Genomic DNA, 16961 nt, shown 5'->3' with positions numbered 1-16961 from the left:
ATGGCACGAGGCTCCGGCGCTCCGCCGACAGCAGCGGGAAGGGATCAGGCGTGTCAGGAGTCGACGAGGTCCCCGCAGTCGATCGAGTAATCACCCGGATCGGCCTCGAGACGCAGGTCGCGCTGACCTGCAACAGCGCAGGCGCGGCCGTCGGCCTCTCCCCGCTCGCATGGCGGCTCGGGGATGCGTGGGACGGCGTCAACCTCATCGGCGATGCCGACGCCTACGCGGCCGAGCTCCGCCAGGACATCATCGAGTCCTGGATCGCGGCCCTCGGCCTCGCCGACGAGGTGACCCTCCTCGACGAGCCCCTCCACCGGTCCGGAGCGAGCATGATCTGGACCGGCACGATGGACGGGATCACCTATCGACTGAGCTACCCCACGCCCGACGACGCCGGCTGACGCCGTCCAGGCTCGGGCCTGTGGCAGGATGACGCCGCTTCGACACCTCGTGTCCGCTTCCCGCCCGGACGAGCCGATGGCCGACATGCGCGCCCCGCTTCGTCCGTCGAGGGGAATCGGCAGGCTGTCTTTTCGGGCAAGCTCATCTCACCGAGCGTCAGCGTCCTGCGGCACGCGCACGCGCAGCCCCTGGGGCGTGATGGTCGCGCGGAAGGCGGTGGCCTCGCCGAAGCCGTCGCCGTCGAGCTCGATCTCCTCGGGTCGGCTCAGCTCGACGTGCAGGTCCCGGCCCTTCACGTAGTTCAGGGCGTCGACCTCCTTCGTCATCATCTTCCGGCCGAGGCGGGTCCGGCGGAGGACGCCGTTCTCCCAGAGGACCTTGACGAGGATCTGCCCCCAGCCGACGACGCCCTCGGGGCGCAGCATCACGATCTCGAAGCTGCCGTCGTCGATCACGGCGTCGGGCAGGAGCAGGACGTTCCCGGTGAGCGTGCCGCAGTTGCCGACGATGATCGTGTGGGCGCGCATGCGCTTGCTCCGCTTCCCGTCGAGCGTGTACCGCAGGCGGAGCTGGTTGCGGTCGAACACGACCTTCGCGATCGCCGCGACGTAGGCCAGCGGCCCGATCCTCGCCTTGAGGCCCTCGTCGGTCGCGGCGAGCATCTTGGCGTCGATGCCGGCCCCGGCCATCACGAGGAACGCGTGGCTGCTGGTCGAGCCGTCGCCGTGCGTGATGGCGATGGTGCCGAGGTCCACGCCGCGCACCTGGCCGGTGAACGCCGTGCGGATGGAGTGCCCGAGGTCATCGAGCGTGAGCTTCATGTTGCGGGCGAGGAGGTTCCCGGTGCCGGAGGGCAGCAGCGCCATCTCGACGTCGAGCTCGTCGACGACCTCCGCGATCGCGCGCACGGTCCCGTCGCCGCCGGCCGCGATGATCAGGGTCGCCCCCGCCTCGACGGCCGCCCTGGTCGCGCCGCGGCCCGGATCCTCCTTCGAGGTCGGGAACCACAGCGTCTCCGGCCAGCCGGCGGACTCCTCCTCGACCGCGACGACCGCCTTCACGGCGTCGAGGTCGATCTTGATGGGGTTGTAGACGACGGCGGCGAGCTGCGGTCGCGTGGGGGTGGGCGAGGTCATGTGGTCCTTCGGTGGGGCGATCGGGACGCCGGAGCGCCGGGGTGCGGGACGACCACGAAGGCCCCCCGCGATGCGGGGGGCCTTCGTGCGGTCAGCGCCGCTCGGGCGCGACGGGTGGTCGACTAGCGGCGGTCGGCGCTCGCGTCGCGGTCGTAGAACTCGCGGCTGCCGGACTTCGCGATGCCGCGGCTGATCATGTAGCCGACGGTCAGCACGGTCGCGTAGAGCCACGCGTGGTCGGCGCCGAAGCCCTGGCCGTCGTCGCCGTTGTCGACCACGGCCGACGCGACGAAGATGCCGATGAGGATCGCGATGTACGCGAAGAACTCGGTCGTCTTGAACGACGCCTTGGTCTCGGTGGAGAGGCGGGTGGTGCGGCCGGTGCCTGCGGGGGTGTTGCTCATGGAAGCGCTCCTCTGTCTCGTGCTGCGGTGTGCGGTGTCACGTGCAGCGACAGAACCGACACTAGCGAACTATTAGGGTCCGAACTAATCGGGTGCGAATCAGTAGCGCACCATTGACATCCGGGACGAGCAGCCGGGGACGCGCTCAGCTGCCGTCCGACCACCGGTACTCGACGTCCTGGATGGAGTCGGTCGCGTAGACGTAGACGAACGCGAGGTCCCCGTGGCCGGCGTTGCGGATCCCGTGCTCGTGGTCGCTCGGGATGAAGACGCCCGACCCCTCCCGGACGTGGTGCTCCTCGCCGTCGAGGGTCACGATCCCGATGCCGGCGAGCACCTGGTACACCTCCGCGGCCGCGTGGCGGTGCGGCGCCAGCCATCCGCCGGGCCGGAGGAGCGCGATGCCGGAGCTGAGGGTGTCGGTGGGCGTCCCGCCGTCGCCGATCAGCGTGCGGAACGAGATCGCCCCCCGCTCGTCATCCCACACCACGCCGGGGACCGAGTTGACGTGGCGGACCTGGGGCAGCGGTCGCATGGGCGTCCCTTCGTCGTCGTGGCGTCCATGCTCGTCGGCGGCTGCCCGTCCGCCGAGGGGGTTGACGCGACGACGCCGCGCGTGGAGGTGGTGGAGGACCGGGCGTCCGGCGGACCCCGCGCGGGATGCGATCCCCCGGATGCAGGAGACCATGGGGTGCGCGCCCGGAGGGGTCGGCGATCCGATCGGACCGCGATGATCGGGCGCGGAGCCATCCGGCGCGGAAGGGTGGATGTCGAAGGAGGCGCCATGATCGCGGAGCTGAACAGGCTGGTCGAGCTGGTCGACGCGCGTCTGGACGGCGACCTCGACGTGTCGTCGTGGGCGACGGAGCTCGGCACGACGGAGCACCACCTCCGGAGGATGTTCTCGTCGCTGGCCGGCATGCCGCTGTCGGAGTACGTCCGGCGGCGCCGCATGTCGGTCGCCGCGGCGGACGTGCTCGCGGGCGCCGACCAGCTGAGCATCGCGGTGCGGTACGGATACGGCTCGGCCGAGGCCTTCGGCCGGGCGTTCCGCTCCGTGCACGGCGTCAGCCCCGGCGACGTCGCGCGCGACGGCGGCCCCCTTCGGACGCAACCGCAGCTCAGGTTCCGCCTGACCGTAGAAGGGAACATCACCATGGACACCCGCATCACCGACCGCCCGGCGTTCCGCCTCGTCGGCCACGCCACCCGCGTGCCCCTCATCCACGCGGGCGTCAACCCGCGGATCCGCGACCACATCGCCGCGCTGCCGGCCGCGGAGCACGCGCGCCTGAAGGACCTGTCCGACACCGACCCGGGCGGCATCCTCCAGGTGAGCGCGGACGTGGACCCGGACCACGTCGAGGGGAGCGAGCTGACCTACCTGCACGGCGTCGCCGTCACCGACGCGACAGCGGTGCCGGACGATCTCGACGCGATCGAGGTCCCCGCCGGCACCTGGGCGGTCTTCCGGACCGAGGGCGAGCATCCCGCCGCGCTGCAGGCGGCGTGGGCGGCGACGGCCGCGGACTGGTTCCCGTCGAACCCGTGGCGGTCGCGGCCGGGACCCTCCATCGTGGCCGTCCTCGACCACTCGGACGACTTCCGCACGGCGACGTGCGAGCTCTGGCTCCCGGTCGAGCGCGCGTGACCGGACCGTCCAGCGGCGAGCGGACCGACGAGTGCCCCGCACGCACGCACGACGCCCGCCGGCCGCGGATGCGGCGCGACGGGCGCGTGGTGGAGCGGGTGCGGATCAGCCGAGCGAGACGGCCGTCCACGACACGGGCGGCAGCGTGATCGTGAGGGTGCCGTCGACGAGCGTCGCCGACGCGTTCTCCGTCAGGCCCACGCGCTCGCGGTCGGCGAAGGTGTTCTTCGCGTAGACGTCCTCGTCGTGGAGCCCCACGGCCTCGAGCACCTCGGAGACCGCGAGGCCCGCGACGTCGACCTCGATGGTCAGCGCGTCCGAGACGCTGCGGTTCACGAGGAAGACCGCGGCGCGGCCGGTGGCCTCGTCGAAGGTCGCGACGGAGTCGACGAGCGGCGCGGTGCCGTGGACGGCGGTCTCGTACGTGCCGACGTCGATGCGCGGACGCAGCACCTCGCCCTGCGCCAGGCGGCTCGTCACCGAGAACGGGAAGAAGGTCGTCTGGCGCCAGGCGCCGCCGCCGGTCTCCGTCATGATCGGCGCGATGACGTTCACGAGCTGCGCGAGGCTGGCCGACGTGACGCGGTCGCTGTGCTTGAGCAGCGTGATCATGAGGTTGCCGAGCACGACCGCGTCGGCGACCGAGTAGACGTCCTCGAGCAGGTGCGGCGCGTAGGGCCAGCCCTCGGTGATGACGCCGGACTCCTGGTGCTCGTCGAGGTACCAGACGTTCCACTCGTCGAAGGAGATGTTGACCGTCTTGTCGCTCTTCAGGCGGTGCTTCACGTGGTCGGCCGTGGACACGACCGTCGCGATGAAGTACTCCATGTCGAGCGAGGAGGCGAGGAAGCTGCCGAGGTCGCCCTTGCGCTCCTGGTAGTAGGCGTGGGCGGAGATGAAGTCGACCGAGTCGTAGGTCTTCTCCAGCACGATCCGCTCCCACTCGCCGAAGGTCGGCATGCCGGATCCGCTGCTGCCGCACGCGACGAGCTCGAGGGTCGGGTCGACCATCTTCATGGCGCGGGCGGTGCGGCCGGCGAGCGTGCCGTAGTCCTCGGCGGTCATGTTGCCGACCTGCCAGTCGCCGTCCATCTCGTTGCCGAGGCACCACATCTTCACGTTGTGGGGCTCGGGGGATCCGTTGGCGATGCGCAGGTCGGACAGCGCGGTGCCGGAGGGGTGGTTCGAGTACTCGAGGATGTCGAGCGCCTCGAGCACGCCGCGCGTGCCGAGGTTGACGGCCATCATCAGCTCACTGCCGGTGAGCTCGCACCAGCGGGCGAACTCGTCGAGGCCGACCTCGTTGGTCTCGAGCGAGTGCCAGGCGAGGTCGAGGCGCTTCGGGCGCTCGGCGCGCGGGCCGACGCCGTCCTCCCAGCGGTAGCCGGAGACGAAGTTGCCGCCGGGGTAGCGGATGGTGCTCGTGCCGAGCTCCTTGACGAGGTCGACGACGTCGCCGCGGAAGCCGTCGGCGTCGGCGGTGGGGTGGCCGGGCTCGTAGATGCCGTCGTAGACGCAGCGGCCGAGGTGCTCGACGAACGAGCCGAAGGTGCGGCGGTTGACGGGGGCCACGACCGCGGTGCGGTCGATGGCGATGCGGGCGTCGGCCGCGGTGCGGGCGTCGGTCATGGAGTGGTCCTTCACATCATCGGGAATGGGGCCGATCGACGCCGGGGGTGCCGGGTGGATCCGAGCCGTTACAACGTTGTAAGAGCAACGCCCCTCCATTCTCGCGGGGTCGTCCGGGCGGTGTCAACGCGGCGCGGGCCGACCCGCGGGACGGGTGGGCCGCGCGCCGCGCGACGGGTGGTCAGGCTCCCGGGCCCGCGACCGGGATCCAGACCCGCATCGTCGAGGGCCCGCGGTTCGCCCACGACGCGTACGGGATGAGGTCGACTTCGCCGAGCGGCTCGTGGCGGTCGACGCCCGTGCCGTACGGCCAGTCGGCGGCCTCGGCGACCGTGCGGGTCAGGCGCACGCGCGCCCCGCGCTCGGTGACCTCCGGCGGCGTCGCCGTGTCGACGGCCACGTCGCCCACCTCGCCGGAGGGCAGGTCCGTCGACTCGAGGGCGAGCACGAGCGGGCCGCGCTCCACCGCGACCTGGCCGCGGACGGCGTCGATGCGCGGATCCGGCGTGACGAACCGCGCCGTCATCGGCAGGTCGAGCGCGATCACGTCGCCGGCGCGGAAGCGGCGTCGCACGACCGCACGGCGCCCGCCGACCTCGGTCGGCGCGCCGCCCGGCTCCGTGACGCTCGCCGTGCGCGCCCACGCCGGGATCCGCACGGCCAGCTCGACCTCGCGCACCGTGTCCTCGCGGAACGTGACCGCGACGTCACCCGCGTACGGGTAGCCGCTGCGCACCGAGAGGGCGACGACCGTGCCGTCCTCGAGCGTCGTGTCCACGTCGTAGGAGCCCAGCTGGTGGATCTGCACGCCGTCCGGCGAGCGCGTCGCGAAGGTCAGCTCCATGCTCGCGAGCGTGCGGGCCACGTTGGTGGGGCAGCACGACACCTCGAACCAGGGTGCACGCAGGCTGGCCAGGGCGCGCGCGTTGACGACGCCCTCGTCGGGCGCGACCCCCGGCGTGCGCTGATGCAGCGTGTTCGTGTAGAAGAACGCGCGGCCGTCCTCGCGGGGGGAGGCGAGCACGGTGTTGAGCAGCGTGCGCTCGATGAGGTCGGCGTAGCGCGGGTCGTCCTCCTGCAGGAGCAGCCGCCACGACAACATGTTCGACGCGATGCCCGCGCAGGTCTCCGCGTAGGCGCGGTCCGGCGGCAGCTCGAAGTCGGCGCCGAACGCCTCGTCCTGGTGGTGGGATCCCATGCCGCCCGTGACGTAGGTGCGGGACCGCACGGTCTCCTCCCACTGCCGGCGCACGGCGTCGGCGAGCTCCCGGTCGCCCGTCTCGACCGCCACGTCGAGCGCGCCGGCCGCGAGGTAGAGGGCGCGCACGGCGTGACCGCGGAGCACCTCGGCGTCGCGCACGGGCACGTCGTCCTGGAAGTACTCGGCGCCGTACGCGATGGGACCGAGGAGGCCGCGCCCGCGTCGCTCGACGAAGAGGCGAGCGAGCTCCACGTAGCGGGGCTCGTCGAGCGCGCGGCCGAGCTCCACGAGCGCGACCTCCACCTCGGGGTGCCCGCACACGGCCTCCCGCCCGTCGGGCCCGAAGGCGTCCCACAGGTGGTCGGCGACCCGCGTCACCACGGCCACGAGCTCGTCGGACGCGCCGGTCCGGTGCGCGGCGACGCCCGCCTGGATGAGGTGCCCCATCGAGTACAGCTCGTGGCCCCACTCGAGGTCGGAGTACCGAGGTCGCTGCCAGGCGCGCCCGAAGGACGTGTGCAGGTACCCGTCCTCGTCCTGCGCGGCGGCGACGCGGGAGACCAGCCGGGCGAAGCGCGCGTCGAGGTCGCCGCGGGCGGCGACGGCCGCTGCGTCGCCCGGATGCACCGGCCGACCGAGCTCCCACGCCATGCCCTCGAGCAGCTTGTGGATCTCGGAGTCGACGAACTCGATGCCCGCGTGCTCCCACCCCTCCTCGTCGGAGGCGGCGCGGTCGAAGTTGGCGGTCCAGCCGATGCGCTCCATCCACGCCTCGCAGTGGGCGAGGATCACGTCGGCGTTGAGCCGCTGCCGGTCGCCCCAGAACCCCTCGACGAGGCGGATCTCGGTGGCGGCGAGCGGCGTGAGCCGCGAGGAGCGGGGGGCGACGGGACCGCCGGGGCGGGCACCGGCCGTGTGGTGGGTGGCTGCGGGCTGGGGCATGTCGTGTCTCCTCGGGTCGTCATCGACTCTCGGTCTCGAACCGAAACCGCTTTCGGGTCCGACGGTACGGCGGCCGAAGGCGCGGGTCAACCGGCCCATCAACTACTTTCGTGACATGACGACGGACGGCGGGGCACCGCGAGCGACCCCGGTCACGCTCGCGGACGTCGCCCGCGCCGCCGGGGTGAGCATCGCCACCGCGTCCAAGGCGCTCAACGGGCGGACGCAGGTGCGGGAGTCGACCCGGCTGCGCGTGGAGGAGGCGGCTGCGTCCCTGTCCTTCACCCCGAACTGGTTCGCGCGCGGCCTCACCTCGTCGCGCACCGGCAGCGTCGGCGTCATCACCAGCGAGCTCGACCACCGCTTCGTGGTGCCGATCCTCCGCGGCGCCGGGCAAGCGCTCGACACGGCATCGCTGTTGCTGCTGGTCGCCGACACCCGCGACGACGCGCTCCGCGAGCAGATGCACCTGCGGTCGCTCCTCACGCGCCGGGTCGACGGGCTCCTCATCGTGGGGCGCACGACCAACCCGCGACCGCCCGCGCCCGTCATGTCCGGCGTTCCCGTGGTCTACGTGTACGCGCCGTCGACGGGCGAGCAGGACGTGTCGTTCACGCCCGACAACGTGATGGCGGGGCGGCTCGCGGCCGAGCACCTCATCGCGCAGGGGCGCACCCGCATCGCGCTCGTCAACGGCGAGTCGTCGTACGCCGCGGCGCGCGACCGGGCCGAGGGCGTCCTGGCGGCGCTCGCCGCGCACGGCCTCGAGCCCGTGGGCGGCGCATCCCTCTACGGCCAGTGGGGCGAGGCGTGGGGCCGGGACTGCGCGCGCCTGCTCGTGCGGGGCGGGGATCCGGTCGACGGCATCATCGGCGGCAGCGACCACATCGCGCGCGGCGTGCTCGACACCCTGCGCGACGAGGGCCGTGACGTCCCGGGCGACGTGGCCGTCATCGGCTTCGACGACTGGGACCTGCTCGTGCGCGAGGCCCGCCCGCCGCTGTCGAGCGTGGCCATGGAGCTCGAGCACCTCGGCCGGGTCGCGGCGCAGCGCCTCGTGGACATGATCGACGGCGCGACCATCGCGGGCGTCTCGCGCGAGCCGGTGCGCGTGGTGGCGCGGGCGTCGACCGGCGCGTGATGGCGACCCCCACGCAGGCCCTCTTCCTCGGCGGGCGCTCCGGCGTCGGCAAGTCGACGGTGGCGGCGGAGGTGGCGCGGATCCTCACGGCGGCCGACGTCGCCCACGCGCTCATCGAGGGCGACGCGCTCGACCAGGCGCACCCGGAGCCGTGGCGGCACGGCATCCCGCTGGCGGAGCGGAACCTCGCCGCGATGTGGCGGAACTACCGCGAGGCGGGCTGGACGCGCGTGGTCTACACGAACACCGTCAGCGTGCTCGAGCTGCCGGCCCTCACGGCGGCGCTCGGCGGCGAGGTCGACGCGGTCGCCGTGCTGCTCACGGCCGACGACGTGACCGCGGCCGCGCGCCTCGCCGGGCGCGAGATCGGATCGGGGCTGGCGGAGGCGGTGGAGCGCAGCGCGGCTGCGGCGCCGCGGCTCGAGGCCGGCGCGCCGGACGCGGCGCACCGTGTGGCGACCGACGGCCGGACGGTCGCGGAGATCGCGGCGGAGGTGGTGGCGCTCAGCGGGTGGGTCGCGACGGGCGACGGTGCTGCTCACGGGGCCGCGGCTGCCGCTCGATAACATCATCGAGCCGGTCAGCGGTTGATGATGTTATCAGCCGATCACGCCGGCCCCACGTGCCGCCCCGGGACCGGGCTCGAGTACACGACGTGGGTCGTGATCCCGCCGAGGACGGCCAGGCGGCCCGTGATGCGCTCGAGGTCGCGCATCGACCGGGCGTGGACCTTGACGATGAAGCAGTCGGCGCCCGTGACGTGGTGCGCCTCGACGATCTCCGGCAGCTCCGCGACCAGCGCGTGGAACGGCCGGTAGTCGCCCGACGGGTACGCCAGCCGCACGAACGCGGTCACGGCCCAGCCGAGCGCCTCCGGATCCACCGTGATGGAGTAGCCGGTGATGATGCCCGCGTCCGTGAGCCGGCGCACCCGCTCGGCGGTCGCGCTCGCCGACAGCGACACCGCGCGGCCGAGCTGCGCGACGCTCATCCGGCCGTCGCCCTGGAGCTCGGCGATGATCGCGTGATCGGTGGCGTCGAGGGTCAGCGGGGGATTCGTCGGCATGGGCCAGAACCTACCGGGCGATCCGCGGCCGGACGACCCGCATGCCGGGCGACGCCCCTTCCTGACGGGGCAGCCCGACCGCTTCGATGGAGGCATGCAGACGACCCTCTCCGCCGTGGACTTCCTCACCGCCAAGCTGACCTACGAGACCGACCCCGCCGACCTCGCCGCGGACCGCGCCAGCGGCGCCGGGCCGCTCGTGGTCGACGTGCGATCCGACGCGTCCTGGCGCCAGGGGCGGATCCCGGGAGCCCTCCACATCCCCGGCGCCGAGATCGCCGCGCGCGCCGCCGCCGAGCTGCCCGACCGGGACGCGCGCATCGTCGTCTACTGCTGGGGGCCGGGGTGCAACGGCAGCACGCGCGCCGCCCTCGCGCTCGCGACGCTCGGCTACACGCGCGTGCAGGAGCTGATCGGCGGGTTCGAGTACTGGTCGCGCGAGGGCTTCGCGGTCGTCACGGACGCGGGGCGCACGCGGCAGGCACCGGACCCGCTGGCGGCGCCGGTCAGCTGACGGCGCGCACCGCGTCCGCGACGGCCGCCACCGCCAGCTCCGCGAGGAGCTGGTCGCGCTCCTCCTCGTGCGCCGTGATGGTGAGGACCGCGTCGCGGGATCCGTCCACCAGCACGTACTGGCCGTAGCGGCCGTCGAGGCGCCAGGCGTCGCCGGGGCCGTCCCACGTCGCGAGGCCGTAGCGGGCGAAGGGCGCCCGCGGGTCGTCGTGGCCGGTGTGGACCCAGCCCGCGTGCATCCGGTCGATCCACTCCGCGCTCACGAGCTGCCGGCCCTCCCACGCGCCGCGGTCGCGGAGCAGCCGACCGATGCGCGCGAGCTCGCCGGTGCGGAGCTCCAGGCCGCTGCCGCCCACTACGAAGCCGAGCGGGCAGCGGTGCCACTGCGGGTTCTCGATGCCGAGCGGGGCGAACAGGCGCGGGAGCAGCCAGTCGCGCACGTCGCCGACCGCGGCGGCGAGCATCCGCATGGCGACGTAGGGGCTCGCGTCGCTGTAGCGGAAGGCGCGGTCGCGCGCGGGCAGACCGAGCATCGCCTGCGCGAGGTCGGGGCCGGGCACGGGCTGGTCGCCGAACCAGGCGAAGTCGATGCCGCTGGTCATGGTGAGGAGGCGCTCGACGGTGACCTCGTCCACGCCGTCGCCGAGGTCGAGGTCGGGGAGCAGCTCGGGGACGCGCGTGTCGAGCCGGAGGATCCCCTCGTCGACGGCGATGCCCACGGCGAGCGCGCACACGCCCTTCGAGACCGAGTACAGGTTCTCGCGGTCGTCGCTCCGCCAGCGGTGCGCGACCTCGTCCTCGCCGATCCGCACGACGGCGCCGTACGCGCCGAGCAGCTCGCGGTCGATCCCCTCGACGAGGCGGGCGAGGGCGTCGGCGGCGGTGCTCATGGGTCCAGTGTGGCGGTGGTGCGGCGGGCCGCGACATGGACGGGCGCCCCTTCCCCGGGCGGGGGAACCGTGCGAGGGTGGCGGCTCGGCACCACCGGGACGGCAGGGGACGGCATGAGGGTCGCGACGCGCATCACGATCGGGATCCTGGCGGCCGAGCTGCTGGTCATGGCGGTGCTGCTGATGCTCGCCGACCGGTGGGAGGACATGGGCTGGCCCGCTGCGGGGATGGAGCACCCGGTGGTCGCGCTGGGCTTCCTCCTGCCGCCGCTCATCGTGCTCACCGCGGTGGCGCTCGTGCTGCTGGCGGGGGCGCGGATCCTGCACGCCGAGCTCGGCGCCCGCCGGCGGCGCCGCGCACAGGGCGACCAGCCGGCCTGACCTCAGTCGCCGGCGACCAGCGCCGCCAGACGATCCAGATCCGCCGCCACGAGCGCCGCGTCCGCCGCGAACGCCTCGTCGGAGACGCCCGGGCGACGGAAGAGGGTGAAGACGACCTCGCTGCCGTCGGCATTGGGGAGGACGCGCAGCGGGTTGCGGACCACCGTGCCGTCGGGGAGGGTCACGTCGTGGTCGAGGATCCCCAGCTCGCGGAGCCCGGTGAACGCGATCTCGACGGCGCCCATCGGCGAGTCCGCCAGCCAGCGGCCGCCCTCCAACCGGATGCCCGAGCTGAGGCCGGCCGCCCACTCGGGCAGCCGCGCGGGATCCCCCGCCACGGCGACGACGGAGGCCACGTCGGCCTCGACGGAACGGGTGATGTGGAGCGCGGGCCAGGTCACGCTCCGACGGTACCGGGCAGCGGTGTCGCGATGGGAGGGGGATCCGTCGCGAGCCGCGCATGCGTCTCCACGTCGAACCGCGCATCCCCGTACCGGAGCTTCGCCCGCTCGATCCCTTCCTGTGCGAACCCCGCGCGCGTCGCGACACGGCACGACGCGGGGTTGTTCACCCGATGCCCGAGCTCGAGACGGAAGAGGCCGTCGGCGAAGGCCCAGCCCGCTGCGGCCGCGAGTGCGCGGGTCGCGAGTCCGCGACCGCGACCGGCCGCTGCCAGCCAGTAGTGGAGCCAGGCCGTGTCGTGCCGACGGTCGATCGCGGAGACGCCGACGCTGCCGACCGCGACCCCGTCGTCGACGATCGCCCAGATGCGGTGGGCGTCGTCGGACGCGAGCGGACCCGCGATGTGCGCATCCGCCGCCGCGACCGTGGCGAGGTCGGCGCCGCCGAGCTGGGCGACGAGATCCGACGTGCTGAGGAACGCCGCGCGGAGGGCGTCGGCGTCGGACGCGATCCAGGGACGGAGATGTGGTCCGGGCATCTCCCCACCCTGCCAGCGCCCGCCCGGCCTCAGTACTCGATGCGCCCGTGCCGGCTGTGGAACTCGCCCGTGGGGCCGTCGGGGCCGAGGAGCGCCAGCGCGACGGTCGCGTCGGTGCCCTCGGTAACGGTCTGGTGGCCGGTGTTCCCGTTGAAGTCGGTCGCCGTGTAGCCGGGATCGCTCGCGTTCACGCGGAAGCCCGGCCGGTCTTCGCGGACGAGGCGCGCCTGGACCTCTTCCGCGTCACGGGGATCCAGGCGCTGACGACGGCGCCCGTGGAGGCGGCGGGAGCCTGACCCGCGCACGACGGAGCCCCGGCCGCCGCGCGTCGAGGGCGTGGCGACCGGGGCTCCGGTGTCGTGCGGGCGGGATCAGCTCGGCTCGAGCACCCGGTCCGAGGCGACGACGGGCGCGACGGACGTGCCGACGTACCGCTCGTCCGCGGTCGTGACGTGGTGCACGGATCCGGTGATCGCGATCGCGGTCTCCGTCTCCTTCACCGCGCTCGACGGGCCGACCCACAGCTCGACCGCGCCCGGCTCGACGATGCGGCGGTACCGCAGGTCGGTGAAGGCGAGTCGCGAGGTGGGCACCGTGAAGGTGACCTCCGCCGTCTCGCCGGCCGCGAGGTCCAGCCGCAGGTAGCCGAGCAGCTGCGCGACGGGCCGCGTCACGCTGCCCTGCACGTCGCGGGCGTAGAGCTGCACGACGTCGGTGCCGTCGCGGTCGCCCGTGTTGCGGACCTCGACGGTCGCCGTGAACGACTCCCCCGCCGTGACCTCGGGCGACGCGACCGCGAGGCCGGTGCGCGCGAAGGTCGTGTACGACAGGCCGTGCCCGAACGGGAGGACGGGCGTGGGATCCGCGCTCGTCACCTCGGAGGGGCCCCCGAGGATCGGGTGCAGGTACGAGAACGGCTGCGCGCCCGCGGACCGCGGGAGCGACACCGGCAGGCGGCCCGACGGCGACACCCGGCCGGAGAGGACGCCCGCGATCGCGGATCCGCCCTCCTCGCCCGGGAAGAACGCCTGCAGGACGGCGGCCGGAGCCTCCGAGCCCTCGATCGCCCAGGCCACCGCGTACGGCCGGCCGGTGAGCAGCACCAGCACCACGGGGGTCCCGGTGGCACGCACGGCCTCGACCAGCTCGCGCTGGACGCCCGGGAGGTCGAGGCTCTCGACGTCGTTGCCCTCGCCGACCGTGCCGCGGCCGAACAGGCCCGCCCGGTCGCCGACGACCACGACGGCCAGGTCGGCCCCGCGCGCGGCGTCCACCGCGGCCTCGAAGCCGGAGCGGTCGTCGCCCTCGACGTCGGCGCCCTCCACGAGCACGAGCTCGCTGTCGGGCAGCTCGAGGCGCAGGGCCTCGGCGATGGTCGGGATCTCGAACCCGAGCGGCGTGCCCGGGTGGTGCGCGAGCACGTGGTTCGCGAACGAGTAGCAGCCCATGAGCGCCTCGGCGCTGTCGGCGTTGGGGCCGATCAGCGCGATGCGCCCGGGAGCCGGACGGTCGGCCGACGCGAGCGGCAGCGTGCCGTCGTTCGCGAGCAGCACCACGGACTCCTCCGCGAGCCGACGCGCGACGTCCCGGTGGGCCGGGGTGTCGAGGTCGATGTGCGCGGGCGGCTCGTCGAAGGTCGCGTCGAGGAGGCCCAGCTCCTCCTTCTCGTCGAGTACGCGGAGCACCGCGCGGTCGACGAGCGACTCGTCGGCGAGCCCGGCGCGGATCCGCTCGGCCAGCGGCGCGAGGTACGCGTCGCCGGTGGGCAGCTCCACGTCGATGCCGGCGGCGAGCGCGAGCTCGGCCGCCTCGCCGCGGTCGCCCGCGACGGCGTGCATCACCTGGAGGAACGCGACGGAGAAGTAGTCGGAGACCACGACGCCGTCGAAGCCCCAGCGGCCGCGGAGGATGTCGGTGAGGTACTCGGGCGTCGCGCCGACGGGCGCGCCGTCGATCTCGGCGTACGAGTTCATGACCGAGCGCACGCCGCCGTCGAGCACCGCCATCTCGAAGGGCGGCAGCAGCACGTCCTCCACGAAGCGCGGGCCGACGTGCGCGGGCGCGTGGTTGCGTCCGGACTGCGAGACCGAGTAGCCGACGAAGTGCTTGAGCGTCGCGTGGATCCCCGCGGACTGCAGGCCCTTCACGTACGCCGTGCCGATGGTGCCGACCACGTACGGGTCCTCGGCGATGCACTCGTCGACGCGGCCCCAGCGGGCGTCGCGGATCACGTCGAGCACGGGCGCGAGGCCCTGGTGCACGCCGAGCTCCTTCATCGACCCGCCGATGAGGCCCGCCATCTCCTCCACGAGGGACGGGTCGAAGGACGCGCCCCACGCGAGCGGCGTGGGGAAGGTCGCGGCCTGCCATGCGGCGAGCCCGGTGAGGCACTCCTCGTGCACGAGCGCGGGGATCCCGAGCCGCGTCTCCGTCTGGAGGCGCCTCTGCTCGGCCCAGAGCCAGGACGCGCGCTCGACCGGATCCACGGGACGCGTGCCGTACACGCGGGTGAGGTGCCCGAGGCCGTGCTCGGTCGCCTCCTCGTAGCGGCCGGTCGTCGCCATCTCGCCCTGCATGGGCGCGACGACCTCGCCGCCCTGGTCGACCCAGTAGCCGACGATCTGCGCGAGCTTCTCCTCGAGGGTCATCCGCGCGTGCAGCTCGCGCACGCGTTCCGACACCTCGGGCAGCGCGACGGCGCCGGGGGCCGTCTCCGCCCCGGTCACCCCTTCACCGCGCCGGTGAGGCCGCCGACGATGCGGCGCTCGAAGATGGAGAAGAAGATGAGCGCGGGGATCATCGACAGCGACGTGAACGCGAGCACCTTGGCCGTGTCGACCGAGTACTGCGACGAGAACGACTGCACGCCGAGCGGCAGCGTGTACGCCGACGCGTCGCTGAGGATGAACAGCGGCAGCAGGTAGCTGTTCCAGCTGCCGATGAACGCGAGGATCCCGACCGTGATGACGCCCGGCATCGAGAGCCGCACGACCATGCGGAAGAAGAACCCGAGGCGGCCGCACCCGTCGATGAACGCGGCCTCCTGGATCTCGTCCGGGATCGCCCGGAGGAACGGCACCAGGATGATGATCGTCGTCGGGAGCGCGAACGCGATCTGCGGGAGGATGATCCCCGGCAGCGAGTTCGTGAGGCCGAGCGAGCGGATCACGATGTACAGCGGCGTGATGGCCACCGTGATGGGGAACATGAGCCCCGACGCGAAGATCGCGTAGAGCGCCCCCCGGCCGAAGAACGTGTACCGGGCCAGCACGTAGCTCGCCATGAGGCCGAGCACGACCGCGCCGAGCGTGGTGCCGAGCGCCGCGATGAGCGAGTTGCCCACCTGCCGCCAGAACAGCGAGCCCGTGAGGACGTCGAGGTAGTTCTGGATCTGCCACGGCGACGGGAAGCCCGCCGGGTCGGTCGTGATCTGCGCGTTCGTGCGGAACCCGCCGAGGATGATGTACGCCACCGGCGTCAGCATCAGGGCGATGAGCACGACCGCGACGAGGTACGGGATCGGGTTGTTGCCCTGCCCCGGCGTCTTCGCCCGCTTGGGCTTCGGCGCCTTGGCCGAGTAGGTGGGATCCAGGTCCGCGTTGCGCGGAGCTGCGGTGGCGACGGTCACTTCTTCGCCTTCCTTCCTGCACCCGTGAGGGCGCCGGCGGTGTCGCGGCTGAGCACGAACCGCTGGTAGACGAGCGCGACGACCAGGGAGATGAGGAACAGCACCACGGCGACGGCGTTGCCGTACCCGTAGTTGCCGGATCCGCGCCCGTTCGCCACGAGGTACGTGGCCATGGTCGACGTGCCCGCGGTGGCCGAGATGTACTGGCCCCAGATGATGTAGACGAGGTCGAACAGCTGCAGCGAGCCGATGATCGACAGGAACGCCCAGATGCGCAGCGTCGGCGCGAGCAGCGGCAGCGTGATGCGCCGCTGGATCTGCCAGTACGACGCGCCGTCGATGGCGGCCGCCTCGCTCAGCTCCTCGGGGATGCCCTGGAGGCCGGCGAGGAAGAGGATCACCGCGAAGCCGATGTACTTCCACGTGATGATCGTCATGAGCGACCAGATCGCGATGTCCGGGTTCGCCAGCCAGTCCTGCTGGAGGTCCGCCAGGCCGATGTTCGCGAGGAAGCCGTTCAGCGCGCCGGAGCCCTGGAGCATGAGGCTCCAGCCGGTGCCGACGACGACCTCGGAGATCACGTACGGCACGAAGATCAGCACGCGGATGATCGACTGGCCGCGCAGCTTCCTGTTGAGCAGGAGCGCCACGAGGATCGCGACCGGGCCCTGCAGCACGAGCGACAGGATCACGATGACCGCGTTGTGCATCAGGGCCTCGTGGAACGCGGGGTCCTGGATGATCGTGATGTAGTTCCGGAAGCCCACGAAGACCGTGGGCGGGCCGAAGCCCTGCCAGCTGAAGAAGCCGTAGTAGGCCGCCATCACCACGGGGTAGATGACGAAGCCCACGAAGAAGAGGAGGGCCGGGCCCACGAGGATCAGGACCTCGAGGCGCCCGGACCAACCCAGGCCGCGGCGTCGACCCTTCACCGCCGAGGGCGGCGTCGTCACGACGCCGCCCTCGGGGTGTGCAGGATCAGCCGCGGGACGCTGCTCGTCGAGCGAGCTCTCGCGGAGTGACATGTCGGGTCG

The 16961-nt window shown here is 72.9% G+C and carries 19 protein-coding genes; 6 read left to right on the top strand and 13 right to left on the bottom strand.

The genetic code is table 11. The features are described from left to right. Positions 1-50: 50 nt before the first annotated feature. Positions 51-404, top strand: coding sequence for a hypothetical protein (locus ACT7CP_RS01270; RefSeq protein ID WP_445443046.1), 354 nt, complete (start codon positions 51-53; stop codon positions 402-404). Between the two features lie 147 nt (positions 405-551). On the opposite strand, the gene ACT7CP_RS01265 is transcribed toward ACT7CP_RS01270, so the two are convergent. From ACT7CP_RS01265 to ACT7CP_RS01255, 3 genes are all read right to left on the bottom strand, one after another. Beyond that, positions 552-1541 (bottom strand): diacylglycerol/lipid kinase family protein, encoded by a 990-nt coding sequence (locus tag ACT7CP_RS01265; RefSeq protein ID WP_445443045.1) that lies wholly within the window; start codon positions 1539-1541, stop codon positions 552-554. A 122-nt stretch (positions 1542-1663) separates the two neighbouring features. Beyond that, complete coding sequence (locus ACT7CP_RS01260; protein WP_445443044.1) at positions 1664-1945, bottom strand: hypothetical protein; 282 nt, start codon at positions 1943-1945, stop codon at positions 1664-1666. A 145-nt stretch (positions 1946-2090) separates the two neighbouring features. Then, positions 2091-2480, bottom strand: a complete 390-nt coding sequence (locus ACT7CP_RS01255) for a cupin domain-containing protein (protein WP_445443043.1) — start codon at positions 2478-2480, stop codon at positions 2091-2093. A 249-nt stretch (positions 2481-2729) separates the two neighbouring features. Between ACT7CP_RS01255 and ACT7CP_RS01250 the strand changes: the two genes are divergently transcribed. Further along, on the top strand, positions 2730-3596 hold the full coding sequence (locus ACT7CP_RS01250; protein ID WP_413962079.1) for an AraC family transcriptional regulator: 867 nt from the start codon (positions 2730-2732) through the stop codon (positions 3594-3596). A gap of 105 nt (positions 3597-3701) precedes the next feature. On the opposite strand, the gene arfA is transcribed toward ACT7CP_RS01250, so the two are convergent. Further along, positions 3702-5225, bottom strand: a complete 1524-nt coding sequence (arfA, locus tag ACT7CP_RS01245; RefSeq protein WP_445443042.1) for an arabinosylfuranosidase ArfA — start codon at positions 5223-5225, stop codon at positions 3702-3704. A gap of 181 nt (positions 5226-5406) precedes the next feature. Further along, the gene (locus ACT7CP_RS01240; RefSeq protein ID WP_445443041.1) at positions 5407-7368 is read right to left on the bottom strand and encodes a glycoside hydrolase family 127 protein; all 1962 of its coding nucleotides are present in this window, start codon (positions 7366-7368) and stop codon (positions 5407-5409) included. 115 nt (positions 7369-7483) lie between these two features. On the opposite strand from ACT7CP_RS01240, the gene ACT7CP_RS01235 reads away from it, so the two are divergent. Continuing rightward, positions 7484-8509, top strand: a complete 1026-nt coding sequence (locus ACT7CP_RS01235; protein WP_445443040.1) for a LacI family DNA-binding transcriptional regulator — start codon at positions 7484-7486, stop codon at positions 8507-8509. Beyond that, positions 8509-9075 (top strand): AAA family ATPase, encoded by a 567-nt coding sequence (locus ACT7CP_RS01230; RefSeq protein WP_445443039.1) that lies wholly within the window; start codon positions 8509-8511, stop codon positions 9073-9075. The genes ACT7CP_RS01235 and ACT7CP_RS01230 overlap by 1 nt, the downstream gene beginning before the upstream one ends. 41 nt (positions 9076-9116) lie before the next feature. On the opposite strand, the gene ACT7CP_RS01225 is transcribed toward ACT7CP_RS01230, so the two are convergent. Continuing rightward, positions 9117-9575, bottom strand: a complete 459-nt coding sequence (locus tag ACT7CP_RS01225) for an Lrp/AsnC family transcriptional regulator (RefSeq protein ID WP_307504707.1) — start codon at positions 9573-9575, stop codon at positions 9117-9119. 94 nt (positions 9576-9669) lie between these two features. Here ACT7CP_RS01225 and ACT7CP_RS01220 point away from each other — a divergent pair, with 94 nt between their 5' ends. After that, positions 9670-10089 (top strand): rhodanese-like domain-containing protein, encoded by a 420-nt coding sequence (locus ACT7CP_RS01220; protein WP_413962070.1) that lies wholly within the window; start codon positions 9670-9672, stop codon positions 10087-10089. Here ACT7CP_RS01220 and ACT7CP_RS01215 read toward each other — a convergent pair. After that, complete coding sequence (locus ACT7CP_RS01215) at positions 10082-10978, bottom strand: serine hydrolase domain-containing protein (RefSeq protein ID WP_445443038.1); 897 nt, start codon at positions 10976-10978, stop codon at positions 10082-10084. The genes ACT7CP_RS01220 and ACT7CP_RS01215 overlap by 8 nt on opposite strands. A gap of 114 nt (positions 10979-11092) precedes the next feature. On the opposite strand from ACT7CP_RS01215, the gene ACT7CP_RS01210 reads away from it, so the two are divergent. Continuing rightward, a complete protein-coding gene (locus ACT7CP_RS01210) occupies positions 11093-11359 on the top strand; it encodes a hypothetical protein (RefSeq protein ID WP_413962068.1) in 267 nt (88 codons plus the stop codon). 2 nt (positions 11360-11361) lie between these two features. On the opposite strand, the gene ACT7CP_RS01205 is transcribed toward ACT7CP_RS01210, so the two are convergent. The 6 genes from ACT7CP_RS01205 to ACT7CP_RS01180 form a co-directional block, all read right to left on the bottom strand. Then, the gene (locus ACT7CP_RS01205) at positions 11362-11760 is read right to left on the bottom strand and encodes an SRPBCC family protein (RefSeq protein ID WP_413962067.1); all 399 of its coding nucleotides are present in this window, start codon (positions 11758-11760) and stop codon (positions 11362-11364) included. Then, positions 11757-12299, bottom strand: a complete 543-nt coding sequence (locus ACT7CP_RS01200) for a GNAT family N-acetyltransferase (RefSeq protein ID WP_445443037.1) — start codon at positions 12297-12299, stop codon at positions 11757-11759. Before ACT7CP_RS01200 ends, ACT7CP_RS01205 begins: the two co-directional genes overlap by 4 nt. Positions 12300-12328: 29 nt before the next feature. Then, positions 12329-12490: a Rossmann-fold NAD(P)-binding domain-containing protein gene (locus tag ACT7CP_RS01195; RefSeq protein ID WP_445443036.1), complete on the bottom strand. Its 162-nt coding sequence runs from the start codon at positions 12488-12490 to the stop codon at positions 12329-12331. Positions 12491-12670: 180 nt separating this feature from the next. Further along, entirely contained in the window at positions 12671-15025 is a 2355-nt protein-coding gene (locus ACT7CP_RS01190; RefSeq protein WP_445443035.1) for a beta-xylosidase/alpha-l-arabinosidase, read from the bottom strand. Then, entirely contained in the window at positions 15022-15927 is a 906-nt protein-coding gene (locus ACT7CP_RS01185) for a carbohydrate ABC transporter permease (RefSeq protein WP_413962063.1), read from the bottom strand. Before ACT7CP_RS01185 ends, ACT7CP_RS01190 begins: the two co-directional genes overlap by 4 nt. Beyond that, complete coding sequence (locus ACT7CP_RS01180; protein ID WP_445443034.1) at positions 15924-16952, bottom strand: carbohydrate ABC transporter permease; 1029 nt, start codon at positions 16950-16952, stop codon at positions 15924-15926. Before ACT7CP_RS01180 ends, ACT7CP_RS01185 begins: the two co-directional genes overlap by 4 nt. Positions 16953-16961 lie beyond the last annotated feature (9 nt).

This window comes from Clavibacter rahimiani (assembly GCF_052654495.1).
Note: the sequence above shows the minus strand (reverse complement) of the source record. Positions and strands in the feature narration are given on the sequence as shown.